Annotated in this window: 24 protein-coding genes and 6 pseudogenes; 17 read left to right on the top strand and 13 right to left on the bottom strand. The window is 35.3% G+C overall.

Features of this window, described 5'->3' with window-relative positions; translation table 11 throughout:
- Positions 1 to 30 precede the first annotated feature (30 nt).
- The 5 genes from ABL518_RS00360 (at position 31) to radA (ending at position 5105) form a co-directional block, all read left to right on the top strand.
- Positions 31 to 417, top strand: a complete 387-nt coding sequence (locus ABL518_RS00360; protein ID WP_007548841.1) for a dihydroneopterin aldolase — start codon at positions 31 to 33, stop codon at positions 415 to 417.
- Positions 414 to 1694: a dihydropteroate synthase gene (gene folP, locus ABL518_RS00355; RefSeq protein WP_095742789.1), complete on the top strand. Its 1281-nt coding sequence runs from the start codon at positions 414 to 416 to the stop codon at positions 1692 to 1694. The genes ABL518_RS00360 and folP overlap by 4 nt, the downstream gene beginning before the upstream one ends.
- Complete coding sequence (locus tag ABL518_RS00350) at positions 1691 to 2170, top strand: dihydrofolate reductase (RefSeq protein WP_038199174.1); 480 nt, start codon at positions 1691 to 1693, stop codon at positions 2168 to 2170. The genes folP and ABL518_RS00350 overlap by 4 nt, the downstream gene beginning before the upstream one ends.
- Position 2171: 1 nt before the next feature.
- On the top strand, positions 2172 to 2909 hold the full coding sequence (locus tag ABL518_RS00345; protein WP_010081866.1) for a putative folate metabolism gamma-glutamate ligase: 738 nt from the start codon (positions 2172 to 2174) through the stop codon (positions 2907 to 2909).
- Between the two features lie 852 nt (positions 2910 to 3761).
- Positions 3762 to 5105: a DNA repair protein RadA gene (gene radA / locus ABL518_RS00340; protein ID WP_070356933.1), complete on the top strand. Its 1344-nt coding sequence runs from the start codon at positions 3762 to 3764 to the stop codon at positions 5103 to 5105.
- Here radA and ftsY read toward each other — a convergent pair.
- Entirely contained in the window at positions 5092 to 6003 is a 912-nt protein-coding gene (ftsY, locus tag ABL518_RS00335) for a signal recognition particle-docking protein FtsY (protein WP_010962907.1), read from the bottom strand. The two genes, radA and ftsY, sit on opposite strands and share 14 nt — an antisense overlap.
- Positions 6004 to 6194: 191 nt before the next feature.
- Between ftsY and iscU the strand changes: the two genes are divergently transcribed.
- From iscU to hscA, 4 genes are read left to right on the top strand one after another with little or no spacing between them, the layout of a single operon-like run.
- Positions 6195 to 6578 carry a Fe-S cluster assembly scaffold IscU gene (gene iscU / locus ABL518_RS00330; RefSeq protein WP_007548853.1) on the top strand — a complete coding sequence of 128 codons (384 nt, stop codon included), beginning with the start codon at positions 6195 to 6197 and terminating at the stop codon, positions 6576 to 6578.
- Between the two features lie 12 nt (positions 6579 to 6590).
- A complete protein-coding gene (locus ABL518_RS00325) occupies positions 6591 to 7004 on the top strand; it encodes a HesB/IscA family protein (RefSeq protein WP_038199190.1) in 414 nt (137 codons plus the stop codon).
- Complete coding sequence (locus ABL518_RS00320; protein WP_010962909.1) at positions 6997 to 7455, top strand: iron-sulfur cluster co-chaperone HscB C-terminal domain-containing protein; 459 nt, start codon at positions 6997 to 6999, stop codon at positions 7453 to 7455. The genes ABL518_RS00325 and ABL518_RS00320 overlap by 8 nt, the downstream gene beginning before the upstream one ends.
- On the top strand, positions 7433 to 9181 hold the full coding sequence (hscA, locus tag ABL518_RS00315) for a Fe-S protein assembly chaperone HscA (RefSeq protein ID WP_010082333.1): 1749 nt from the start codon (positions 7433 to 7435) through the stop codon (positions 9179 to 9181). Before ABL518_RS00320 ends, hscA begins: the two co-directional genes overlap by 23 nt.
- Before the next feature lie 7 nt (positions 9182 to 9188).
- On the opposite strand, the gene lepB is transcribed toward hscA, so the two are convergent.
- The 4 genes from lepB to ABL518_RS00295 all read right to left on the bottom strand — a co-directional run bounded on the left by lepB (position 9189) and on the right by ABL518_RS00295 (position 13001).
- On the bottom strand, positions 9189 to 9935 hold the full coding sequence (gene lepB, locus ABL518_RS00310; RefSeq protein WP_010962911.1) for a signal peptidase I: 747 nt from the start codon (positions 9933 to 9935) through the stop codon (positions 9189 to 9191).
- A 772-nt stretch (positions 9936 to 10707) separates the two neighbouring features.
- A complete protein-coding gene (locus ABL518_RS00305; protein WP_256437678.1) occupies positions 10708 to 10839 on the bottom strand; it encodes a hypothetical protein in 132 nt (43 codons plus the stop codon).
- 45 nt (positions 10840 to 10884) lie between these two features.
- Positions 10885 to 11772: an aspartate carbamoyltransferase catalytic subunit gene (locus ABL518_RS00300; RefSeq protein WP_006280416.1), complete on the bottom strand. Its 888-nt coding sequence runs from the start codon at positions 11770 to 11772 to the stop codon at positions 10885 to 10887.
- A gap of 203 nt (positions 11773 to 11975) precedes the next feature.
- Positions 11976 to 13001, bottom strand: coding sequence for a Fe(3+) ABC transporter substrate-binding protein (locus tag ABL518_RS00295; protein ID WP_010082338.1), 1026 nt, complete (start codon positions 12999 to 13001; stop codon positions 11976 to 11978).
- A 497-nt stretch (positions 13002 to 13498) separates the two neighbouring features.
- Between ABL518_RS00295 and ABL518_RS00290 the strand changes: the two are divergent.
- A pseudogene (locus ABL518_RS00290) lies at positions 13499 to 14042 on the top strand (DUF6444 domain-containing protein); the annotation flags it as partial.
- A gap of 7 nt (positions 14043 to 14049) precedes the next feature.
- Here the strand turns inward: ABL518_RS00290 and ABL518_RS00285 are convergent.
- Positions 14050 to 14457, bottom strand: a pseudogene (locus ABL518_RS00285) (IS4 family transposase); the annotation flags it as partial.
- 216 nt (positions 14458 to 14673) lie between these two features.
- Here ABL518_RS00285 and ABL518_RS00280 point away from each other — a divergent pair.
- A pseudogene (locus tag ABL518_RS00280) lies at positions 14674 to 15605 on the top strand (IS110 family transposase).
- 193 nt (positions 15606 to 15798) lie between these two features.
- Here the strand turns inward: ABL518_RS00280 and ABL518_RS00275 are convergent.
- A pseudogene (locus ABL518_RS00275) lies at positions 15799 to 16781 on the bottom strand (IS4 family transposase); the annotation flags it as partial.
- Positions 16782 to 16806: 25 nt separating this feature from the next.
- Complete coding sequence (locus ABL518_RS00270; protein WP_179943772.1) at positions 16807 to 17196, bottom strand: hypothetical protein; 390 nt, start codon at positions 17194 to 17196, stop codon at positions 16807 to 16809.
- On the opposite strand from ABL518_RS00270, the gene ABL518_RS00265 reads away from it, so the two are divergent.
- A complete protein-coding gene (locus ABL518_RS00265; protein WP_227738638.1) occupies positions 17092 to 17322 on the top strand; it encodes a transposase in 231 nt (76 codons plus the stop codon). The genes ABL518_RS00270 and ABL518_RS00265 overlap by 105 nt on opposite strands.
- 203 nt (positions 17323 to 17525) lie before the next feature.
- A pseudogene (locus tag ABL518_RS00260) lies at positions 17526 to 17942 on the top strand (transposase); the annotation flags it as partial.
- 348 nt (positions 17943 to 18290) lie between these two features.
- Here the strand turns inward: ABL518_RS00260 and ABL518_RS00255 are convergent.
- The 4 genes from ABL518_RS00255 to rlmB all read right to left on the bottom strand — a co-directional run bounded on the left by ABL518_RS00255 (position 18291) and on the right by rlmB (position 21542).
- Entirely contained in the window at positions 18291 to 19268 is a 978-nt protein-coding gene (locus ABL518_RS00255) for a quinone oxidoreductase family protein (protein ID WP_010082359.1), read from the bottom strand.
- A gap of 170 nt (positions 19269 to 19438) precedes the next feature.
- On the bottom strand, positions 19439 to 19975 hold the full coding sequence (locus ABL518_RS00250) for a cytochrome c oxidase assembly protein (RefSeq protein ID WP_010082343.1): 537 nt from the start codon (positions 19973 to 19975) through the stop codon (positions 19439 to 19441).
- Positions 19976 to 20698 (bottom strand): Bax inhibitor-1/YccA family protein, encoded by a 723-nt coding sequence (locus tag ABL518_RS00245; RefSeq protein WP_095742787.1) that lies wholly within the window; start codon positions 20696 to 20698, stop codon positions 19976 to 19978.
- Positions 20699 to 20777: 79 nt separating this feature from the next.
- Positions 20778 to 21542 carry a 23S rRNA (guanosine(2251)-2'-O)-methyltransferase RlmB gene (gene rlmB / locus ABL518_RS00240; protein ID WP_010082341.1) on the bottom strand — a complete coding sequence of 255 codons (765 nt, stop codon included), beginning with the start codon at positions 21540 to 21542 and terminating at the stop codon, positions 20778 to 20780.
- Between the two features lie 92 nt (positions 21543 to 21634).
- Between rlmB and ABL518_RS00235 the strand changes: the two genes are divergently transcribed.
- Complete coding sequence (locus ABL518_RS00235; RefSeq protein ID WP_010082340.1) at positions 21635 to 22135, top strand: Smr/MutS family protein; 501 nt, start codon at positions 21635 to 21637, stop codon at positions 22133 to 22135.
- A gap of 811 nt (positions 22136 to 22946) precedes the next feature.
- Here the strand turns inward: ABL518_RS00235 and ABL518_RS00230 are convergent.
- The gene (locus ABL518_RS00230; RefSeq protein ID WP_095742786.1) at positions 22947 to 23981 is read right to left on the bottom strand and encodes an aspartate-semialdehyde dehydrogenase; all 1035 of its coding nucleotides are present in this window, start codon (positions 23979 to 23981) and stop codon (positions 22947 to 22949) included.
- Between the two features lie 140 nt (positions 23982 to 24121).
- On the opposite strand from ABL518_RS00230, the gene ABL518_RS00225 reads away from it, so the two are divergent.
- From ABL518_RS00225 to ABL518_RS00215, 3 genes and pseudogenes are all read left to right on the top strand, one after another.
- A complete protein-coding gene (locus tag ABL518_RS00225; RefSeq protein WP_010082347.1) occupies positions 24122 to 24574 on the top strand; it encodes a hypothetical protein in 453 nt (150 codons plus the stop codon).
- A 320-nt stretch (positions 24575 to 24894) separates the two neighbouring features.
- Positions 24895 to 25279, top strand: a pseudogene (locus ABL518_RS00220) (IS110 family transposase); the annotation flags it as partial.
- Positions 25262 to 25855 (top strand): transposase, encoded by a 594-nt coding sequence (locus ABL518_RS00215; protein WP_341820549.1) that lies wholly within the window; start codon positions 25262 to 25264, stop codon positions 25853 to 25855. The pseudogene ABL518_RS00220 and the gene ABL518_RS00215, both read left to right, overlap by 18 nt.
- The last annotated feature ends 73 nt before the right edge of the window (positions 25856 to 25928 follow it).

Raw genomic sequence — 25928 nt, 5'->3', positions numbered from 1 at the left:
GTAGCTTAAACTCAGTGATGTTGGAATGCAATGTCTGCATGTAATCTTCTTATATCTGACTTACGGCTTTGGGTTCATTTAGGCTATAGTGCAGAAGAGAAGTATCATTCTCAATTAGTTAGTGTTAATATTGATTTTACCTTTAAATCCCCCCCTTTAGGACTTACAACTGACCGGCTTGAGGATACTATATGCTACTTGGAGGTAGTTCAGAGTATTCAATCTCTCGTTCAAAGCAAGCAATTCAACTTAATCGAGCATTTAACTCATGATATATACAGGACCATTAATAACCTTGTGATGCAAAAAAAGCTTATTATTTCTTCTATAGGCGTAACTATTCACAAAGTTGCACCACCTGTCCCCAGTGTGCATGGAGGTGTTTTCTTTACTTATCGTAATGCGTTGCAAGAATGATTTACATTTCTGTTGGCTCAAATATAGGAAATCGCTTTTCCCATTTACAAAAGGCTGCTCAGTTACTGCAGGAGCGCTATTTTAAAAATTTAAAATCTTCAATTATTCTGGAAACTAAGGCTATTTTACCAAATGATGCTTCACCTGGGTGGGACAGGCCATTTCTAAATATGGTTGTGTATGGAAGTTGTTCTTCTTCTCCTGAAGAGCTGTTAAAGGGCCTTAAACAAATTGAATGTGACATTGGCCGTCTGCAGGTCTATGAAAAATGGGCACCTCGCATTATTGATTTGGATATTTTGTTATGGGATGACCTGACACTTGATACACCCTACCTTAAGATTCCTCACCCAGAATTGATAAACAGACCATTTTTGCTTCACTTGATGACAATGCTGAACCCTATGGCAGTAGTTAACAAAACGTTTGGTACTGTTAACCCTAACATTAAGGATTGCTTTTTAAGGAGTTTTACGCTTTCACCAGAGCTTGTAGGTATTGTCAATATTACTCCTGATTCATTTTCAGATGGTGGTCTTTATTATGATGCAGATCAAGCAACCAAGCAGGCACTGCGGCTGTTATCAGATGGTGCAAGCATAGTTGAACTTGGTGCTCAATCAACAAGACCTGGCTCCTCAATACAAACTCCAAAAGCAGAATATGCACGCTTAAAACCAGTGCTTGATAATCTCAATCAGTATATGAAAGTTGGTGACATTAAAGTCAGCATTGATAGTTTCTGGCCAGATGTTATTTTGAATGTTTTGGAGCACTACAACATTGCCTGGGTAAACGATCAGAAGGGAGATCTAGATGATAATACCTTAAAAGCGATTGCTAGCAGTGGATGTAGTATCGTTATTATGCATTCACTCTCCATACCACCACATAGTGACAACATTATCCCAAGTGACATTGATCCAATTGATACCATAAATAATTGGGCAGAAAGGAACATTAATAGATTACTAGCTCTAGGTTTTGATCAAAGCTCGATCATTATTGATCCTGGTATTGGTTTTGGCAAATCTATGTACCAGAATATCCAGATTTTACGCAGTATAGAAACGTTACAAAATTTTGGCTGCAAAGTTCTGGTTGGCCATTCTAGAAAGTCATTTATTTCTTCTTTTTCTACAGAACCTGTCTTTAACCGAGATTTAGAAACAATTGCTACATCATCTGTATTACACAACAAGGTTGATTTCCTTCGGGTGCATAATGTGCGTGATCACATGCGATTTTTTGTAGCTCAAGCTGCTTTACAGGGATGATAGTTATCGGAATTATGGCTGTTGATCCCAAGGGGGTAATTGGAATAAATAATGGATTGCCCTGGCATTATCCAAGTGAGTTAGATCATTTTCGTCAGGTGACTGAAAAACAAGTTATTGTTATGGGGAGAAAGACATTTGAAACTATGCCTCAAGACATATTAGGGAATCGTATCCCTGTTGTTTTTTCTCGTGACAAATTAAATTCTTGTTTTAACAGAGGAGTAAAATGCACTATTATTTCTTCTATGCAAGAGTTTTTGTCAATCCAAAGTAATTCTAAAGTCTTCATGATTGGTGGAGCACAAATAGCGCATCTTTTTTTGGAGTATGATCTAATCTCAGAATTTATCATAACAGAAATTCACAAACCCTATAAAGGTGATGTATATTTCAACTTAACACTTCTTGATGGATGGCATAAAACTATTCTCACCAAAACGAAAGATTATACTATATGCAAGCTGACACGTTAATATGCATGTTGAAGCAATTTATACCCACCGCATTGAATGTGGAGAAGTATTAGAGCAGGTTCTTGATCGCTATGTTTCAGAGTTGCTAAGAGAGGAAGTTGTTCTTGCTATCACATCAAAAATCATTTCTATTTGTCAAAAACAAGTGGTTTGCAAAACTGCTTGTTCTAAAGAAGAGCTAATCAAAAGAGAAGCTGATGCAATTGTTGATGTAGACCATAATTCTTACGGCATCTATTTAACAATCAAAGACAATATCTTAATTCCATCTGCTGGTATTGATGAATCAAATGGTAATGAAATGTATATTTTATACCCAAAGGATGTTCAGAAAACAGCTCTATCAATATGGAACTATCTCAAGACAAAACACTGCATAAAACATCTTGGTATTTTGATTACAGATAGTAACATAACACCTATGCGCCTTGGGGTTACGGGCGTTGCTCTTGGTTGGTGTGGATTTGAACCATTTTATTCCTATATAGGCAAGCCAGATCTTTATGATCAACCACTGCAAGTAACACAAGTCAATCTTCTTGATGCGCTGGCAACGTCTGCTGTTTTAGTTATGGGAGAAGGGGCGGAGCAAACACCAATGGCAATAATTAGTGGCGCACCAAAGATTCACTTTCTTACTCGTCCGCCAACTACAGAAGAAGAAAAAAGTGTGAAGATATCTATGGAAGAGGACCTTTACTCTCCTCTCCTCATGCGAGCCCGCTGGTTAAAGAGTTAAAGAGGAACTTAAAAATTTGCTATTAGACTTCTTACATAACCATATAACATTGGGAATAGAAACAAAAAACTTACTTGACACCCTTCGCCAGCGCCCTTATCATGATAGTGAAGCTATTGTATTTGCTTTCGCCAATCTGCAGATTAAAAGGTAAGGATTACTTAATGTATCGGCGTCTTATGTTCAATTTTTTGCAGTATATAGATACTGTATGTCTTTACAAAACTTCATCTACATCTAGATTTTTATCTAAATAAGCTGAACGCGCTTACAAAGCGTTACAAGACATCAAAAAATGCCAATACTCGACAAAGATAGTAAAAGACTAGCTAACTCGGGGATTCTTTGTCTTTTTTTCTGCTTAGTAAATTTCTTAAACATTTGCAGCGTAAGTTAGTTGCAATTAAAAGCGGCTGAATCTCGCTTGTCAAGCGTTTAAAACATAAAAAACGCCAATATTTTAAAGCGGATAATAACCACGGGGCTTCTTTTGCCTTTTTTTTCATTTGGTAAATTTCTTAATGTTTATGGCTAAACGACAACCGTCATCCCGCTACGTGTTAGCGGCTAAGAGATACCGCGGCGGTATGACGGTTTGCGGTGGCATGACCTCGTCATCCCGCTACTTGTTAGCGGGATCTATGCTTTGAGATACCGCGAATGAATCGCGGTATGACGGTTCGCGGCGGCGTGACGATAAGCTCGTCATCCCGCTACTTGTTAGCGGGATCTAGAGATACCGCGAATGAATCGCGGTATGACATAGGGAACCCTTTCTTGGGTTAGCTATAGATTTACTTCGCATATTCAGCTAATTTTTATTACAATTACAACAAAATAATTTTGGCTTTGATGAAAACTGTATATGTATGTCAATCCTGTGGTCACAGCACTGGTAGGTGGGTAGGGAAGTGCATCGCATGTGACAATTGGGATACAATTGTTGAGGAAATAGCAGTAAAAACGGGCAAAAGAAGTATATCTGCACCAATTTTAATAAAGACGTTATCGGGTAGCGAAATTATCACTCCAAGTCGTTTTTTAACAGGAATAGAAGAATTAGATAGAGTTTTTGGTGGGGGTATCGTTCAAGGTGCTAGCATTTTAATTGGTGGCGAACCTGGTATTGGAAAATCCACCCTTTTGCTTAGAATTGCAGCTAATGTTGTGCAACTTTCCTCTTTTGAATGTCTTTATGTATCCGGCGAGGAGTCTTTAGAGCAGGTGAGTCTCAGAGCAAAGCGTCTTAAGATAAATGAACCTAAAATTAAGCTTTTATCTACAGTGTCTTTAACTGATGTAGTAGCAACAATAAAGGAAAACAAAAGTATTAAATTCTTAGTAATTGACTCTATACAAACAATGTATGATAGCAGAATTACATCGGCACCAGGAACTGTAACTCAGGTTCGTACTTGCGCACATGAATTAACTATTCTTGCGAAACAATATGGTGTTTCTCTTTTAATAGTTGGTCATATAACTAAGGATGGACAAATAGCTGGACCCAAAACTCTGGAGCATATGGTGGATACGGTATTATATTTTGAAGGTGAAAATAGCAATCAATATCGCATTTTGCGTACTATTAAAAATAGATTTGGCCCTGCAAATGAAATTGGTGTTTTTGAGATGTCTGAAGCAGGACTTGTGCCTGTTGATAATCCATCATCATTGTTTCTGATGGCCCATGACAGAGAAGTAGTTGGCAGCGCCGTATTTGCAGGAATTGAAGGTTCAAGACCAATTTTAATGGAAGTGCAAGCATTAATAGCAGGGACTAATATGGCAACCCCAAGAAGGGCAGTAGTTGGGTGGGATATTAATAGATTGGCTATGATCATCGCGGTGCTAAATGCTCGTTGCAAAATGTTTTTGCATGATAAAGAGGTATACCTAAACATTGCAGGGGGACTCAAAATACAGGAACCATCGGCTGATCTTGCTGTTGCTGCTTCCCTTATTTCAAGTATAGTAAATTTACCGCTGCCAACTTCTTCAATAATCTGCGGTGAAGTTGCACTTTCAGGAGAAATTAGGAACATCTCGCATGCTGATCTCAGACTAAAAGAAGCACAAAAGTTAGGATTCAAAAAAGCAATTATGCCTAAAAATGGTAACTATTCTTCTCATGATATTGAAATAATCAAGCTTGGTCACGTAAGGGAATTAAGAGAAGTCTTTAATTACAATTAAATAACGCTTCAGCAAATTCTTTGCTAGTAAACTCCCTTAAGTCCTCTATATTTTCGCCAATTCCTATAGCATGTAACTTTATCTTATAAGCTTCTGCAAGTCCAATTACCACTCCGCCCTTAGCAGTGCCATCTAACTTTGTTACGATTAGCCCGGTAACATTAACCATTTTGCTAAATGCTTCTAATTGGCTATAAGCATTTTGGCCGGTAGTTGCGTCAAGAACTAAAATAACGTCATGAGGGGCAGTGTCATCCAATTTCTTTATCGTTCTATATATTTTTGATAACTCCTCCATAAGGTTCACATTATTTTGCAGCCTTCCTGCTGTGTCAATTAGAACAACATCAACGTTATCTTTTATAGCTTGACTTACAGCTCTATATGCCACACTTGCAGAGTCGCTACCGTACTCTCCAGTAACAATCAAGCAATCAGAACGTTCTGCCCAAATGTTTAATTGTTCACTAGCAGCAGCTCTAAATGTGTCGCATGCAACAAGCATAACGGATTTTCCCATTTCCTTATATTTATATGCGAGCTTACCTATAGTCGTGGTTTTACCGTTACCATTTACTCCGCATACCATTATTATATGTGGTTTTTTGTTTAAAATTAGCGGTTGCACAGCAGGGTTCAATATCGATTCTATTTCGCTCATTAGCTGCTGTGTGATGGTATTATACTCAACTTCCTTGTCAAATTTGATGCTTGTGAGCCTATCGATAATCAACTTGGAAGTTTTATGACCAATATCCATGCTAATTAGCAATTCTTCTAATTCATCTAAAAGCGACTGATCTAATTTTTTTTTGCCAGAAAAAATACTTTTCACCCCGTCGCTAAAGCGAGAAGAAGTTTTTAACAGGCCCTGATAAAGGTTACTAAACAAACTCAAGGGATACTCCTTTTTAAATTATAAACTTAATTACAATATAAAGAATGACATGCACTACGCGAATTTGTAAAGTAAAATGCACTCAAAAACTACAATTTTACCTTACAAAAATTACACTTTTTGAGTGTATTTTACTTTAGTTTTTAACCTAAATATGTTATAATGTAGAATAGCGGTTCACAGGTAATTTTATGAGTTATAATGAGAAAATTTTAGATCATTACGAAAATCCAAGGAATGTTGGCTCTCTGGATAAAAATGATCCAAATGTTGGTACTGGCCTAGTTGGTGCACCATCGTGCGGTGATGTAATGAAATTGCAGATAAAGGTCAATGACAAAGGTGTTATTGAAGATGCAAAATTTAAAACTTTTGGTTGTGGTTCTGCCATTGCTTCAAGTTCCTTGTTAACAGAGATGATAAAGGGAAGAACCATCAGTGACGTTACACAGATAAAGAATACTCAAATAGTGGAAGAGTTGTCTTTACCTCCAGTGAAGATACACTGTTCGGTACTTGCTGAAGATGCTATAAAGGCTGCTATTCATGACTATCAAAGTAAACAAAAGAATTAAGAAGCTACGAACATGGGTGAATATCAAGAAGTAGGCGGAGGTGAAACTGTAAAAAAGAATAAAAAACTTATCACTATAACTGCGGAAGCAGTAGAAAGGATAAGGTATTTATTGGACCAAAAGAAGCATACTAACCTTGAGAAACCGGAAGAAGCAATAGGAATAAGAGTGCTAATTAAGCAAAAAGGATGTTCTGGTTTAAAATATGATATTGAATATGCATATGATACTCGTCCTTTAGAGTCGGTAATTGAAGAAAACTGTAGTGATGGCCAAAAAGTTAAAGTGTTGATCGACCCAAAATCCGTCATGTTTATTCTTGGCTCTGAAATGGATTATGTAGAAGAAAAATTTTCATCGGGTTTTGTTTTCAAAAATCCTAATGAGAAAGGAAAATGTGGTTGTGGAGAGAGTTTTCATGTCTAGCAACTATTTTGCATTGTTTGAAATTGAACCAGCTTTCAATATCAGCTTTGATGAGTTAGAGAAAAAATATATTGAGCTAAGCAGGACTGATATAAATGAAAGACAGTCCCAAAACATGGAAAATATTAACAGAGCTTATCAGATACTAAAGTCACCGCTAAAACGTGCTGAGCATTTGCTGGATTTTTTTAATGTGAAAAGCCAAAAGGACCACTTAAATTCTGAAATATTAAGTGAATCAATGGAAATAAGAGAGTACTTACTAGACTGCGACGATCTACAATTTGCAAGTAGGATGATCGATGAAAAAATAAAAGGTTGCATTAAAAATCTAATTAACACTTTTGCTGTAAAGAATTTTGATAGAGCTGCTACACAAGTCTTAAGATTGAAATATTTATACAAGTCATTTGAGGAGATGAAGAAAAATGCAACCAATTCAAATTTCTGAACCAAATTCAAATGAAGTAGTTTTTGGTATAGATCTTGGCACTACCAACTCTTTAATTGCTATGGTAAATAAAGCTGGCAACGTGGAGATATTTAAAGATGAACAGGGAAGAGAGCTATTACCTTCTATCATTTCATGTGAAAATAATACATTGAAAACTGGCTATGATGTTGGCTCAAATGCAATCCACTCAATAAAACGTTTAATGGGTAAAAGTGTTAAAGATTTGAACAAGATGGGTGTTTATTTTGAAATAGATAACGAAAGTGAAAAAGTTATTAGAGTAAAATGTTCGGAGGAAAAGTATCTTACTCCTGTTGAGATTTCTGCTGAGATATTAAAAGCTTTATGTGAGAGGGTAAAAAAGTCTAAGGGGCTGGAAGTAAAAAAAGCAGTAATTACTGTGCCAGCTTACTTTGACGATTCAGCACGTAACGCAACTAAATATGCAGCAAAATTAGCTGGCATAGAAGTTCTTCGCCTCGTTAACGAGCCAACCGCTGCAGCGCTTTCTTACTCCATTGAAAAGAACAATAACAGTGGAATATATGCAGTTTATGACCTTGGTGGTGGAACATTTGATATTTCGATATTGAAATTGCATCAAGGAGTGTTTCAAGTTCTTGCAGTTGGTGGTGATACCAAACTCGGCGGTGATGATTTTGATCATTTGCTGAGTTCAATTGTGATTGATAAGTATAGAGAAAAGACGGCTAAGCAACTAAATTCCTTACTTATCGAATCACGCTCTGTGAAAGAGTACCTAAGCAATCACACTATAGGTATCTTCGAATTTAATGTTAACGGCAAGCCATTTGAGTGCGAAATTACCAGAGAAGAATTCGAGCAGGCAATCAGTTCTTTGGTCAATAAGACTATCAATATAGTCACTCGTACTATAAGTGATATAGATCTTAAAATTGATGATATAAAAGGAGTAATTTTAGTTGGTGGTGCAACTAGAACACCATTGGTTCAAAATTCACTAGTCAAACTCTTTGGAAATAAAGTACTAAATGACGTGGATCCAGATAAAGCAGTTGCCATTGGGGCAGCTCTGCAGGCTCATGATTTAACTTCGAGCTCAAAAGATAGGAATATTCTCCTGGATGTTTTACCTCTATCACTTGGCATAGAAACTATGGGAGGCATAGTTGAAAAAATCATACCAAGAAATACGCCACTGCCAGTTTCAGAAACAAAAGAGTTTACAACTTATATTGATGGGCAAACAGCAATGAAAATTCATGTTTGTCAGGGAGAACGTGAAATGATAGAGGATAACAAATCTCTAGCGCAGTTTGAACTAAAAGGTATACCGCCACTGCCTGCAGGTTCTGCAAGAGTTGAAATAGAATTTACAGTTAACGTTGACGGAATCTTGACTGTTACTGCAAGAGAAAAAACTACTGGAATTGAGCAGACAGTTAAAGTAAATTCAAGTTTTGGCTTGAGTGAAGCTGATGTTCAAAATATGGTTAACCAGTCAATAAACAGTTTTGACGAAGATATGAAGGCTCGTTCCCTTGCAGGTGCTAAAATTAATGGAAATAAACTCATACACTTGGTTGAAAACAATAATAACCTTTCCACTGATCAAAAGTTGAAAAACCTATTACAAAATGCAAAAAACGCTTTACAAGGCAATGACTTGAATGAAATTAACAACACTATCGCCGAGTTAGAAAATTCTTCTTTAGAGTTGTGTGAATTAACAAATAGGTAGAAAAAGCTTACACAACCTTGTGCAATACCCTATTTAATCTCAAAGCAACAGGTAACCTGAAATTAAATGGTAACCAATCGACCTTTCCTAATTTAAATGATAAACCAACTATGCTTACACGCCCAATGATATTTTCCATTGGTACAAAACCAACTTCAGGAAACCTACTATCTAAAGAATTATTTCTATTGTCTCCCATAACGAAAAATTGATCGTTAGGTACATAATAAACCGGAGTGTTATATGATAGCTTATTAGAAATGTCATCTACCAAAATCTCATGTTCCTTGCCACTTAAAAGCGTTTCTATATATCTTGGTATGTTACGATTTGACTCATAATCAAAAAAACTTTCAATTTGCCTTCGCTCTACTTTCTGATCATTTAGGTATAATTCTCCCTCTATCATTTGCACTTTGTCACCTGGTGTTCCTATTACTCGCTTAACAAACCTGATGCTGTCATTTCTTGTGGGTTTGAAAACTACTATGTCGCCACGCTTTGGAGGGGTATAAAAAATCCTGCCGCTAAAAATGTTTGGAGAAAATGGAAAGGAGTGTTTACTGTAACCGTATGAATATTTACTAGTAAAAATGTAATCCCCTTCAAGTAGGGTGCTTTTCATTGAACCAGAAGGTATATGAAATGGCTCGAATAAAAAACTACGTATTGATAGCGCAATCAACAGTAAAAAAAATAATGAAGATAAAAATCTTCCCGTTCTTATCACCCAGTTTTTGCTTAGTTCTTCCAACTTTTCCAACTTTGTTTTTCTTATAGATTAAGCTTATTATAATACATAAATTAAAAAATGGTAATATGAAATTTTACTTGTGAATGTTATTCCTCTATTCAAAACAATTTTGAAAAGGCGGTTCATTTCTTTCAACGGTGTCATCCAAGTAGCGTGACACATAACTGTACGAACATTGCAATTTGCAGGTGGCAGATGAAAGTAGCTGATGCACATCTGTACGAACATTTGCTTTTGTTAAGGTAATATGGTGTTATGAAAGTAGCTGACACTGGAATGGCTTTGTTGCATCGCTACTTATGAAAGGCTAACTATAGTTAGGATTATAAGCAACCTATTGAAAATCTTGTTTTTTTGCAATCAATCTGATCAAATTTAAGAATAGTAATTTGTTATTTATATTAATAAATTTAATTCTATTGAAAATAGCTAAAGCATTGAAATTCTTGAATTTTAGCCGGATTGGTAAATGGTAGTGAAATTTCTTTTACTCAAATTTAGGTATTCATTGACCGTTCTTGTTATAAATACCAGAATAATAAGCTACTGATATTCCCTATCTTTTTTATCTTTAATCCATCATAGCTAGCGATGCAACAAAGCCCACTGGAATCTAGGTTGTAACCGTTCACGGATTGTGAGAATGAATAAAGAACTAAGCAGTCGTAACTTTTGGAAGGGATTTTGGCCATTGAGACGTGATGTCAAAAATATCGACAACATTCTTTCCACAAATCTTTCTCCATGTTCCGACCAGGTGAAAAAGCTGTTTTTACGATAGCCGTCTAATTTGCCGTTCTGCAAGGTTGTTGATTGACTTCAGGCTTTCGTAAAAACTTCCACACCATATCCTCGGCATTAACATCTTAATGGCCATTCTCAAACCATTTACAAGCCTTGTCATTTCATGCCCCCCCTTTTTGCATTAGTTGTGTAGCATCTTTTAATATTAGCAAGGCCTATAATAGTGCAACACTGCCTTACGTATTGCCAATCCAAATTCTACTTGCTGTAAAATAACACAATCTGCTACATCGCTGCTAATCTCAATCCCTCTGTTTATTGGCCCTGGGTGCATAACAATCGCATCTGGTTTTGCGTATGATAGCTTTTGTGAATCAAGTCCATACAAATAAAAATATTCTTTCTCTGAAGAACTATTATTCATGCGCTCTTTCTGCAATCTCAAAAGCATAATTACGTCAGCATCCTTTATACCTTCAATTAATGAATAATGGACTGAATCTACTTCAGGAAAATGCTTACAAATCAAAGTTGGTGGTGCGACCAAGTTTATCTCTGCTCCAAACATTTTTAGCAATCTTATATTTGATCTTGCAACTCTACTGTGCAGAATATCTCCACATATCACAACTTTGAGGTCCTTTATTTGCTTTTTGTGATTGCTGATTACAAGATAGTCTGCAAGAGCTTGAGTTGGATGTTCACTACTTCCATCGCCTGCATTGATTAGCGAGCAGTTAACATACTTTGCCAGTGTATTAATGATACCACTACTTTTATGCCTGATTATTATGTAATCAGGATTCATTGCATTTAATGTTTTGATCATGTCTTTTAGATCTTCTCCCTTGTTAATAGAAGAAGATCTTATTGGCAAAGTTACAACATTTGCTCCAAGGCTTTTTGCTGCTATTTCAAAAGACGCAAGTGTACGCGTTGAATCTTCAAAGAATAAATTTATTACTGTCTTATTTTCCAAGATATGACTATTTGCAACTTCTTTTTTAAGGTACTGGTTGGCCAACTTAGTTATATTTTCTACATCATCGACTGTAAGGTCTGAGATGTTTAACAAATTCCTTCTCTTGTTCATAGTTTCCTTTTCAACTACTTGAACCTATTCTACTTTCTTATTACCTTTTTTCAATAGACTTCTTGTGCAGCAATTGTTTTGGTGAAAGAACGGAAAAAGATAGTAAAGTCAAAATTAAGTTAGAAGGAAGAAAAAGTTCAGCGAGTCAAGAGTAAGGTATATTAGCATAAATCTTTCATCCCAATGTTTAGTGGCGCTGGGGATTACTTCCACTTACACTCATCCGCTATCATAACAGCCTCAAAAAGATGCTTCTCAAGTTCACTTAGAGGCAAATCACTTTGTGAATAATTTCCCCAAGATTTTAGTATATCGGAAGTTTCAACGCCTTCAATAATAGGATATTCTTGGTTTTTTTTAGCGTATAACTCTTGAGCCTGCTTGCTTACTAAAAATTCCAATAAGACTATAGCATTTTCCCTGTTTTTTGCGTTTTTTGTTACTGCTGCACCACTGATGTTTACCATTACACCGTGATCGTTGCGATTAGGAAAAAAAGCCCCTAGCTTGTCTGCAACATTCTTTTTATTTTCTGATGAAAGAATTCTCGCAAAGTAGTAGCTGTTTACTATTGCAACATCTCCCTCACCCGCTGCTACGGCGTAAATTTGATCAGTATCACCACCACTTGGTTTTCTTGCCATATTGCTCACAATTCCGCTTACCCATTCTTTCGTCTTTTCAAAACCATTATTTGCAATCATAAAAGCAATTAACGATCTGTTATATGGACTTGTAGAAGAACGCACTAATATTTTTCCTTTCCATTTTTCATTTGCTAAATCTTCATAAGTACTTAAGTCCTTAGGGTCTACTGACTCTTTATTGTAAACCAATATCCTAGCTCTTTTTGTAAGACCAAACCAATAATCTTCACTGTCTCTAAATCTTGCAGGTATAACACTTTTTAAAACCTCTGAATCTACTTGAGATAAAAGTCCTCTTTTTTTTGCTAGAATTAAGTTGATTGCATCAGCAGTCAAAAATAAGTCAGCTTCACCACCGTTTTCCATTCGTGAAAGTAGCTGAGAATAATCATCAATGATGTAACGTACTTTAATACCTGTATTTTTCGTGAATTCATCAAACAAAGTACGTACTAATTCTTCTTTGCGCGATGAATAAACATTTACCACTTGTGAGTCATTAGTTCCGTCGTTTCTGTATAAATAAGTAATAACTATCAATATAATTGCTATTAAGGATGTGAATATAAAGGCTTTTTTCATATTGGATAAAAAATAACTTCTTTCAGTTAAAGTTACCAAGATGGTACAACTTTAGCAAGTGTAAAGTTCGTTAGATAAATCATAAAAACTTCCTTGACAAGCTTCGCCAGCCCCCTTATTATAACACTGAAGCTATTTATTTATCTTCGCAATCTCTGCAGTGGATTAATGACAAAAAACTTAATGTATTTGGCGTAAATCATGCTTAATTTTTTGCACTATGTGCACCTTATTTCTTTATAAAATTTCTAGGTTTTTACCTAATATAAGCTGAAATGCGCTATTTAAAACATTAAAAAACGCCAACTTAAAAAATGGATAGTGAATAACTAGCTACCCTAGGGTTTCTTTTGCCTTTTTTTCTGTTTAGTAAATTGTATCCGTTCAGCGGAGTGGTAGAATAAGGTAGACAAAGCAAGATAATAAAGATAATCATAGAGCAAAAGTGAGGTAATGTGGTAAACCTTTGAGAACTTTGCAAAAATTTACAGCAAAAAATAGAAAAACTGAAAGCAGAGATAGAAAACTTAAAAGCAGAAAATAAAGCTTTAAAGATAGAGAACGCTGAATTAAAGGAAAGGCTTGGTTTAAATTCAAAAAACTCATCCCTGCCCAGCTCAAAAGAGCTATACAAAATAAAAAAGGACAAGCCAAAAAGCGAAAGGAATGTTGGCGATCAGGTTGGGCATAAAGGAAATTTTCATGCCACAATGGAAGCGGATAAAGTAGTAAAAATAGAGTTGCCTAATATTTGCGAATGCGGAGGAGAGCTTGTAATATGCGAAAAACCTTATGTTCACCAAAAAGTTGATCTTCCGGAAATTAGGCCTTATGTAGTAATTGGAACATGGTCGTTGTTGGAGATGCAGAAAAAGAAAAAGTAGCAAGTTACCAGAAGGTGTTACGCCAGATACATTTGGTCCAAGGGTTAAGTCTATAATTGCAGCACTCAGCGAATTTTACAAAAACTCAAAGCGTGAAGTGGCTAGTATCATAAATGACATTTTTAATTTGAACATAAGTGTTGGCAGCATATCAAATCTTACTATTACCCACAAATATAAAGTTCGTGAGCAAGTCGCCATCCTTCTGCTAAATCAAAGAGACGTTTATATCCTTTCCAAAGAGTAATTGGTCCTGGTTTTGGGTCATTTTTTCTTGCTAAATGGCCTCCAAGTTCATGAAACAGCTTCTTTTATGTTGGGAACTACACTTGGACATGGTTTTCTGTGTATTTTAACGTATAAAACTTTCCATTCTTCTTCAGCTAATAAGGTAGTACATGGTAATGTTGGGTTAGCTCTTGCAATTGATGTAATAAAGAAGATCCTCCAAGCAATAATACTCATAACTGTTAGATATCTCATTAGTCTTTCTGCTATTCCAAGCCTACATTCTTCAACTTTGAGACCGGATTTAAAATTTTATGTAATATCTCTATTTTCCATCTAAGGCAATTGTAAGTTAAAAACGTGATATAAAAGAGATAAGAGAGAAAGATAACCCTGCTCACTAGGAATAGCGGGCGTGCGCGACCGAAAGGAAATTGGTATTACAACCGTTGGTATCAAGGTACGCTAGCCCTATCTCTCGATACGTTTGAATAGTTGCTTGGGACATATATATGCACCCGTTTACAATCTTAAATTAACTAAAACTATCGAGATTTATTATGGTTACATCTTATCAAAATTTTATTGGCATTGACATCGGAAAATTTAAAAATATCGTTGCAATTCACAAACAGAAGAATGCTGTCGAATTTGATAATAATGCTTCTGGTTGGCAACAATTATTTCAAGAGTTTTCAGATATTCTACCTAATGCTTTAGTGACTTTAGAAAATACAGGGAAATATGAGCTTGGCTTATCACATTTTCTTACCGACAAAAATATTGCCGTGCATCGAGCTAATACTCGTAAAGTAAAAAGCTTTATTTTATCTCACGGAACTTTAGCAAAGTCTAGATGCAAGAGCTCTTGCTCAATATGGATTTGAACGCCATAGAACTATCTCTCTATTTGTACCTACCTCTACAGAACAATCAACTTTGGCTGCACTTTGTCAACGTCGTGATGATATTACGCAAATGAGAACTCAAGAAAAATGCAGACTTGAAGCACCGGAAAATGATCATATAAAAGAAAGCTGTCAAAAGACCATTGAGTTTTTCGATAGTCAAATAAACGAACTCAATGATACTATACAAAAGATTATTGATGAAAGCCGCGAATTACAACAACGCCAAAAAATTCTTAAAACAGTTCCTGGAAAAGTTATCACAAGATTTTTTGTGTTTAATGCCAGAGCTTGGTTACTTAAATAGAAAAGAAGTAGCAAGTCTTGCCGGAGTTGCACCGCATCCAAAAGAAAGTGGTAAAGCTGTTGGTTACCGAAGGATTACAGGTGGTAGAAGTAACGTTCGTTCAAAGCTCTTTACAGCCGCTATGGCTGCTACAAGGTCAAAATCTATACTTGGCGCCTTTTATTCTAAGCTTGTTGAAAGTGGTAAGAAGAAGATGGTGGCTATAACAGCCCTAATGCGTAAAATTATAGTAATTGCTAATACAAGACTTAAAGAAGCAATTAATTTGCATACTTAAAAATCTTCACAGCGGTAACTGAAATTGGCTAATGAATATGTGCGTCCACACAGACTTAAAGCACATATTCATTAGCTTAAGCAGAAATTGCTGTGGTAGCTGTTTGATATAAAATTCTATTTCTATGACAAACGGGTTTTTATTGCCCATATAATTTGCAAAATTACACAAATAAAAAAATTTTTAAAAAACATAGTTGATACCAACTAATTTTTTCAACAGCTTCATCGAAAGTATTAACTGAAAGATTCGTTAATAGCATCCATTCTAGCGGTTTTTTTTAAGGGAAGGGGAGTTTTCTCAACAACATAAACTGCATAAAGTGGTAATTTAGGTAGTTCTTCCGTCTTATGCCTAATATTATTCTTAGATGGATTCATCATAAACTTTCCAAATCTAACTTCCAAACGTGCTGTTCTTTTTGGCTTATTATCTTTTACAGGAACTTCAACTTCTACCGTACCTGCACAATGAGAGGATTTAATAAATGCCCATAACTTCTGCTCACCTTTTTCAGGATATCGAGATTTTCTATTTACTGCTCTATCTCTGCATGCTCTAACTAGCACTGCCGAATTAAGATTATGTGCAAGCTCAAAAAAGTCATATATATCTGCTTCTCTATCGCATACAGTTATAGTCTCAGTTTGAGTTGGATCAATAATATTATTTGTTTTTCTTAAAGTTTCCAACCACTTTACGCTTTCTTTATCTTCAATGCGATCGCTCTTTTTTTTAAGGTTCTCAGTTTCTTCAGGTCTTGAATAAACTTTTTGATCTAGTATCCCTAGTACCAAACCTTCTATACTAACGGCAAGAGCTGTATGCATTATAATACCTTTTGCAGTATCATAACTGGACAAATTTGCTAATCCGCTTGTTTTTTTATGGTTATTATATACAATGTAACTGGTATCTTGAATGACAAGAACCCTCTTGTGAGCTTTTGTTCTCTCAACCGTCTTATTAATATGTGTAGCTAAAATATCACTTTCTTTTACATTCTCATTTTGAAAAAAACGTTATGCTGTTTTTGCTTCTGACCAACTTTCACATGCTTGATTAATCTAACTTTCAGGTAATTTTGTCAAACATATCAGCAATCTTTACTAATCGCTCAGTTAACCTTTTATCTCCAAATTCATTTTTAGCCCATTCACTACTTTTACTTGCCATTTTACACCCTCAATATTTGCAAACTTTAATATTGTAATATTTTACTTTTTAGTCCATTTATATTTGTGGGTAATAGTAAGGAATGACACCGTCTTGGATGGAAACCAGTGTCAGCTACTTTCATGACACCATCACAAGGTGAAACTGGATCCCAGTGGGCTTTGTTGCATCGCTCAAGTGAAAAGAACTGGCAGTTACTGACAAAATTCATTATAAATAGCCATTTAACTGTTGAAGAAAAAATATGCCACAAAAAATGAGAGTCAGTAACTGCCATGAATATAACAAATTTCTCCAAGAAAGAGGAAGCATTTTTTGTTATATCAATGACGCCATAGAAAATTGGTACGAGAATTGTCCAAAAATGCAGGGCGGCAACTATATTTATAGTGATAAAGTTGTGATTTTGGTGCATATAATCGTCAGTTTCTTTAGAATTGGTTTAAGACAAACAGTCGGGTTTATAAAAGGGTATTTGCAACAAATAGGAAGAGATTTGCAGCTATTCACAAGCATCAAAAGAAACTTAATATTAAGATAAATGATTGCAGAAAATAATATGGAAGATATCGAAATTGCTATAGACAGTGCAGGAATTAGTATATACAACAACACACAGCAAGGAAAATAGCACTGACAGAAAATATCGTGGCTATGAGCAAACGAGAAAATTGCACGTAATGTTGAATATAAACAACAAAAAAGCCATAGCTGTAAAATACAGTAACGGCTGATCCCTATGGAGCTTGTGATTTGCTAAAAGAAGTCGATTTTCAGTATGTCATAAAAGTACTATATGCAGATAGGGCATATGACAGAGAAAAGCTCTATAAGCTGTGTAATCAATATGGTATAAAAACGAAAATTCCTCCGAAAAACAACGCAGCAGAGCATCCAAAGTTAGACTATATGGCTGAGAGAAATTCTGCAGTCAAGCTCATAAAGTCATATGATGAAGATGGTATAAAGAAGTGGAAAAAAGAGATGAGTTATGGAAAAAGATCTTATATAGAAAGTTTTTTCTCGCGACTGAAACAAACATTCGGGTTTAGTTTTAGGAATAAATCTGAGACAAATAGAGAGAAGGAACTACTTGTTAAATGCTATTTGCTCAATAAGTTCACTGATATTGGTATGGCTAAATTTGAGATAGTTACATGAATTTACCATAAATCACCATCTCATAAAGTGTGATGCAACAAAGCCATCCCAGTGTCAGCTACTTGGATGACAAGAAAGGGAGCACTGGAATGACAGGAGAAGGGGGGCTACTACCGTTATAAAGGAACCAGTGTCAGTTACTCGGATGATACCTTTTTCTACTTAATTTGGGTTATGCAAGAAGTCTATTCGCGGTATAGATTCCGCTAACACGTAGCGGGATGACGGTTGTCGGTAAATCTAAGTCAGTTTAGCTATATGCTTTTAATTCCTCCAAAAGGAGAATTAAATATGTGAAGTTCTAGTTGATATGACTTAATGAATGGTTAGTTTAAATTACTAATTTATTTAAGAGATTTTGATAATATTTAACCCATTCGCTTTTCTATTTTCCATATCACGATGTGCTTGAATTATTTCATCAAATTTATATTTTTTATTGATCCGTACAGTTAAAAGTTTTTTTCTTATCATCTCGAAGATTTCCATTGTGGTAAGCACTAATGTGAATCTATCATGCTTATAATGGTATATTGAGGTTCCAGTTGCAAATAACGAACGTGAACTAAGTAAAGAAAAACTAATAGGAGCGTTACCTGATATCTGCCCATAGGAAACGTATATGCCGAACCTGCCTAAAGATTCAAAAGAAAGCTTGCTTGTAGCGTAACCTATAGGGTCATACACTGCACCTACTCCTCTGTTTTGCGTAATCTCCATAACTTTAGAAACGAAGTCTTTATCATTGTAGTTTATTGCGTATGTGCAGCCACTTTGTAAAGCTATCTTCATTTTTTCATCAGAGCTTACAGAACCTATCACTACACCTTTTTTATCCTTTGCCCATTGGCATATTATTTGTCCTAAACCACCATTAGCCCCATGAACTAGCACGAAAGCACCAGGCCTAACTTTATAAGATTGATTAACTAAATAGTGAGCTGTCATACCTTTAAACAGCACTGCAGCAGCAACTTCATCAGATATGTCATCTGGAATTTTTATCAGATATTTCTGGTGTATAATGCGCTTTTCACAATATGCCCCTGGAGGAGCTGTGCAATATCCAACTCTGTCTCCAACCTTCAATCCATCACTGATTTTTTTACCAAGCTTTTCAATAACTCCCACTGCTTCTACCCCAAGCACTGATGGTAAATTTTTAATTTTGCGCGTACCTTTTCTGTGCTCTAAATCATAACGATTTAAGCCGATAGTTGTGTGACGTACTAAAACTTCCTCGCCTTTTGGCTCACCTATACTCTTATCTACAAATTCTAATACTTCTGGTCCCCCAGTTTTTTTAATTTGTATAGCTCTAACCATGATGAATATTAAGATAAAAACTTTGATTATGTTATCTAACAATTAATATTTTGCAAAGTTATTGTTTTCACAATCAATAGACTTCTTGCGTTACCTCCTGTCATTCCAGTGTCAGCTACTTGGATGACACCCTATTGATTACTGAAATGACACGGTTTGCAAACATTCTGTTACTTAAGCTTAAAGAACGTGTATGATAGTGTTATTTCGCCCAAATCTTTTGTATTACTATCAAGCATTATCTCAGGATCTATATAGAAAGATACGGGCATAGCTGCTTTTTGTTTTGGTAGCAACATTTGCTCTTCAAAACAAAAGCATGCAACTTTATTGAAATACTTACCTGCTTTGAAAGGCGTAACATTATACACCGCCATACCAAATGAAGGCTGATCAGATAGATTTTTTGCGTAATAAAACGCTAAACTTTGTTCTCCTATGTTTACGTCAACGTAGTTAGTTTCTGATTTAAACTCCCAAGGTAGATCGGACATTATATCAGCATTGAAATGGACCCTGATCTTTTGGTTAGTTATATTTGTTGTTGTGTTAGTTACTTTTCTTATTGTGCCACCATACCCAGTAGCTTTACAGAAAATGCTATATAGAGGTACCGATGCATATGCAAGACATATCATCGACACAACTAAAGATACTAAAAAGAAAACTATAGAATTCTTACTGCCTTTCCTTAAAAAGGAAAACATCTAATCCCTATTGTTGAACAAGTTAAGTAACCTGAGTAGATTGAGAAATATATTAATAAAGTCAAAATAAAGATTAGTTGCACCGAGTATTGCCAATTTAGTAGTAGCAACTTCTGATCCGTCATTATGTTTATAATAAACGTCCTTGATTCTTTGAGCATCATACGCAGTCATTAAGGTAAAGACTATTACTGATATGAACGATATTGCAAAGTGGAGAGGACTACTTCCAAGAAATAAATTTACTATAGACGCAATGATTAACCCCCAAACTCCCATAATCAAGAAAGAGCCCATACTTGTAAGATCTCTTTTTGTAGTATTGCCATATAAAGCCATAGAGCTAAACATGATTGATGTAATGAAAAACGCCCTTGCTATATTTTCTGCAGTATAAACTATAAAAACATAAGATAAGGAAAGCCCCATTAACACTGAGAACGAGAAAAATATAGTAACGGCAGACTGAGCACTTAGGTGTTGAATTCTATAAGACATGTAGAACACCAATGCAACCGGAGATAACATTACCACAAGCGATAGAACGGGATTAGAATAAATTACTTGAAAAAGACCAGAAAATACTGTTAAAAATGCAACAAGCCCTGTGACGCCCAAAGCTAAAGCCATGTAATTATATACTTTAGTTAGGTAACTTCTAAGCCCAGCACTATAATAAACGCCTTGAGAGCGAATATCCTGTTCATTTCTCATATAAGACATAATATAACTCCTTTTATCCATTACTTAACACATTATAATATAAAACCATATTTTTATCAAGTGTTTTTATTATAAACAGCTATGCGCTGGCATTTGTTTTAATATAAATAGAATATAGGCCTATTGCTGCTGCGTTTGAAACATTTAAACTGTTAATTGCATTTGACATTGGGATTTTTAAAAGATAATCACAATTTTCTTTAACTAACCTCCGCATTCCTTTCTCTTCAGAACCAAAAATAATTACTCTTTTTTTCTCAAAACTCTTTATTTCATCTATATTTTCTTTAGCATTGCAATCAAACCCGTAACACCAGTAGCCGACCTTTTTTAAATACTGCATAGTTTTTACTATATTTGTAACGTATATTAGCGGAATAATATCTAAAGCCCCACTTGCTGCTTTTGCAATAGATGCATTTTCACTCGGTGAATGGTTATGTGGTAAAACCAATGCGTCGACATTAAAACAAGCTGAAGTTCTTAAAATTGATCCAATATTGTGCGTGTCAGTGACTTGATCTAAAATGACTATAGTAGAACTGTCGTTTGAGCTTTCAGCTACTTCTTCGATGCTTAAGTTATAAAGAATAGGGGCAACATTTAAAGCAATTCCTTGATGGTTAGCACCTTTGGGTAAAACGTCATTAAGTATTTTGTTTTCTACTAATCGAACTTTAATGCCCTTACTATTTGCATATTGCTTAATTTCTTTTTCGTGTTCTCTATAGAAATTTTCTGTTACTAACAGTTCTATACACCGCCTATTTTTATTCTTCAGTGCTGACATGCAGGTGTGCTTTCCATACAGCCAAAAATTCTCATTAGTTTTTGACGATTTCATCGTATTATTGAAAATCGGGTTTTTATAGAATAAGCAACATTTTACTATGTTTGAATATTGTTGTAAAATTATACAATTCGATTAATGCGTTTATGTCGGACGATGAGTTGGATTGGCAAAAAAATGTTAAGCCAATAAAATGTGGAAAAGTTACTTTGAAAGTTGATCATAAAGTAAATATAAAGTCTATGGTTGATAAAGGTACCTCCGACTTACAAGGGAATTTTCTTAATACCAATAATAGTAACTCATCATTTTGTCTTGACCAAAACACAAAATCAAAAGTTGATAGGGGTAAATATTTTATAAGCGATAAGCTCGATTTGCATGGCTATAATATAGAGGATGCTTACTGTAAATTGATAGATTTTATTATCAAAAATTATCGAGCAGGAAATAGATGTTTATTGGTAATTACGGGATACGGCAGTGCAACAAACAAAACAGACACTATAAAGAGTAACTTAAATAAATGGTTAAATGACACTAAAATCCAGCATATGGTTCTATACTACCAACAAGCTACGAAAAAACATGGTGGTAAAGGGGCTTTTTATGTTTTATTAAGAAGGAATAAAAACCTTGAGTCCTGATACTTAAAATTCCTTTTAAGCCTTAATTTTTCTTGTATAACCATACAGTGTTCGGCAGCGCGTGACGCACAACTGTGCGAACATTGTGATTTGGGTCTACCAGGAAGGATGTCTCCCAGTACCTCTTTTCCCGTCATCCCGCTACGTGTTAGCGGGATCTCATTTCACTTTATGAGGGTGTCATCCGAATAGCTTGACTACTTGGATCCAGATTGGATACTGAGTTGGTGAGTATAAAAGTATAGCTTCTACGTCATACCGCCGCGGTATCTCAGCCGCTAACAAATAGCGGGGTGACGAGTTACTATACCGCTGCGAACCGTCATACCGCGATTTATTCCATAGCTGTACGAACATTCATTTTTGAAGGTAAACTGCACAGCAAATGGTGTCATTCCAGTGCTTGACACTGGAATCCAGCCGGCTTTGTTGCATCGCTAGCTATGATGGATTAAAGATAAAAAAGGTGGAGAATATCAGTAGCTTATTATCTGGTATTTATAACAAGAACGGTCAGTGAATACCTAATTTTGAGTAAAAGAAATTTCACTACCACTCACTAATCCGGCTAAAATTCAAGAATTTCAATGCTTTAGCTATTTTCAATAGAATTAAATTTATTAATATAAATAACAAGTTACTATTCTTAAATTTGATCAGATTGATTGCAAAAAAAACAAGATTTTCAATAAGTTGCTTATAATCCTAATTATAGTTAGCCTTTCATAAGTAGCGATGCAACAAAGCCATTCCAGCGTCACGCGCTGCCATGTGATATACAATTTCCTTCGAATTACAACGTACGTGCGCTCTATATGCACTTGATTGACAAATGCTCTCTTATCAAAATCTCAAGAATCTGCACTATATTTAATGCTGCGCCTTTGCGCAGGTTGTCAGCCACTATCCACATATTTAATCCGTGCTCAACAGTATTGTCTCTTCTAATACGCGATACATATACAGCATTCTCCTGTACAACATCAATTTGAGTTATGTATTCACTATCTTCACGCCTGTTGTACACTAAAACTCCACTATCTTCGGCTTCACTTAGCACTTCACGAGCTTGTTCTTCAGTGATATGTTGATCAAATTCCACATTTACTGCCATAGCGTGACCGATAAAAACGGGTACCCTTACACAAGTTGCAGTAACTTTTATATCTTCCTCTAAAATTTTTTTTGTCTCCTCTTGCATTTTCCATTCCTCTTCTGTAGAGCCATTTTCCATGAATTCTCCTACATGGGGAATGCAATTGAATGCTATTTGCTTAGAGAATATCTTGGGTTTTTTAGCTTCGTTCATAAAGATTTTTTTTGTCTGGTCATAGAGCTCATCCATTGCTGCTTTGCCTGCACCAGAAGTTGATTGATAAGTTGAAGCAACGATTCTCTTTATTTTTGCTTTTTGGTGTAATAGATGTAGTACTAGCAGCATCTGTATTGTAGTACAGTTTGGATTGGATATTATGTTGTGGTTTTTATATTCCATAATTTTTTCTTTATTAATCTCTGGAATAATGAGTGGCACACCCTCTTTCATTCTAAAATGGGAACTGTTATCTATCACGATGCATCCAGCCTGTGTTGCAATTGGTACATACTCTTCAGAAACATGAGATCCAGCACAGAAAATGGCTACATTAGTTCCAACGAAGTCATAATCCTCAAGGCATAAAACTGTTAACTCTTTGTCACCAAAGCTCACCTTCTTCCCTTCTGATTTTTTCGATGCAAGTGCAATAACGCAATCTATCGCCTCATCTTGAAATTCAGTAAGCGTGCTTAATACCTCACGCCCTACTCTTCCGGTTGCTCCAATAACAGCAATTTTGTATCTCATATAGATAAACCTCTAATTTTAAAGTTCTATTATATTTTTACTGACAAAATTTACAATTGTTTTAATATTTTTACCTTGCAATTAATTGTAATTTAGCTATTATTATGCAATATTAGTAATATTACATAATGAAATGAAAGATGAGTAAGGAATACGATGAAACTAAGGTTAAACCTGCAATGTCTACACCTCAAGGGCCTGAAGGAACCAATGGATCAAAGGCCCAAAGTGTTCTTTCGAATAAAAGAAAGCCTACAATAAATTTTGATGATAAAAAGTATGGTGTAAAAACCTCTAAAATAGACCAACAGTCTCTAAACAAAAGACAAGGATCTTCAAAGCTAAGAGATCTCTTAAGGTCAATACCAATAATAAGGAGATTTTTAGCAAGGATTTTCACACCTGAAAAAATAGAAATCATCAGTAACCCTATATATGACAACATGGAAGCATATAAAAAATCGCAGGAAGATTACCCTAGTAAGATAAAAGATGAAACTAGTATAGATGATGAACACACAAAAGAAGTAGATAGTAAACTTGAGAAGGGTAATGTTGAACAAGTGGACAACAAGAAAAGTCGTAGTTCATAAATATCAATCATTTAAAAATTATCTCTAGTTATAACATTGTATCTGTTCAGATGCATGGCTCATGTACAAATATTGAAACAAAAATTCCAGTGCTCCTTTCTCGTCATCCCAGTGCGTGACACTTGTATCTTTATGATGTGAGGCATTAGAGCTAAAATACCTCACAGGGAGGGTGAAGCTGATGCGACACTAATGCCATTAAGCCAGATTTTGCTTCCCTCCCATAGAGTTAAAGACTGAACAGTATCTTTTGGAATTATATCCCGTATTACAAGGTTAGTCTAAACTCTCAGTTTATTTATAGTCTTGGAGGCAATTTTATGCAAGTAAATGCTATTTTGGGTGTGGATATTTCAAAAAAGAAATTTGATGTTTGTTTGTTAGTGGACAGTAAAAAACGACACAAAGTCTTTCAAAATAATCAAGATGGTTTTGCAAAACTTGTAGTTTGGTGCAATGGCCATGGAGCAAATCTTACTCATTTATGTCTTGAAGCAACTAGTTGGTATGGAGAAGATTTGGCTACTTTTATGCACGATTTAGGACATAATGTCAGTATAGTAAACCCAGAAAGCTTTTGGCAAAAGTGAGCTGCTCAAAAATAAGACAGATAAATCAGATGCAGCTATGATAGCTAGATTTTGTATCGCCAACAAACCTGCTCTTTGGAAGCCCATTGCACCTAAAATGAGGCATTTGAGGGAGCTTTACCGTTGCATGCAATCGCTAAAAGATGATAAGGTGCAACAGACAAATCGCTTGGAAAACAAAAATATGCATTCCAGTTGCAAAGAAGCTATATCTAAAGTAATTTTGGCAATAGAGGAGCAAATTATTGTTCTCGAAAAAGAAATTAATGAGCATATAAATAACTATCCACATCTAAAAAATATGGTGGAAAACCTTAAGACTATAAAAGGTATAGGATATCTTACTGCTGTTGCTGTTGTCGCAGAAATGCCATCAGTTGATAACTTTGACAATGCTAAACAATTTACAGCTTTTGCTGGTCTAAATCCAGGACATTATCAATCGGGATCGTCAGTAAGTAAGAGAAGTTGCATATGCAAAATAGGATCTGAGCGTATTCGAAAAGCTCTTTATATGCCAGCTATAGTAGTCAAAAACCATAATAATCATTTTCAAAAGTTTTGTCAGCGTCTAGCAAGTAAAGGCAAATGTCCAAAAGTCATAGTTCTTGCGTTAATGCGAAAATTAATGCATGTCTTTTTTGGTATTCTTAAAAATAATCAACCATTTAATTGTAATTTTGTTGGATAATTTGTTTGACAGCAGAGACAGTATCTGGGATCCAGATTGGGCACTAAGTTGGTAAACACGAAAGCGATTAATC

It is taken from the genome of Wolbachia endosymbiont of Drosophila willistoni, assembly GCF_040084705.1.
Lineage (GTDB): Bacteria > Pseudomonadota > Alphaproteobacteria > Rickettsiales > Anaplasmataceae > Wolbachia > Wolbachia pipientis.
Note: the sequence above shows the minus strand (reverse complement) of the source record. Positions and strands in the feature narration are given on the sequence as shown.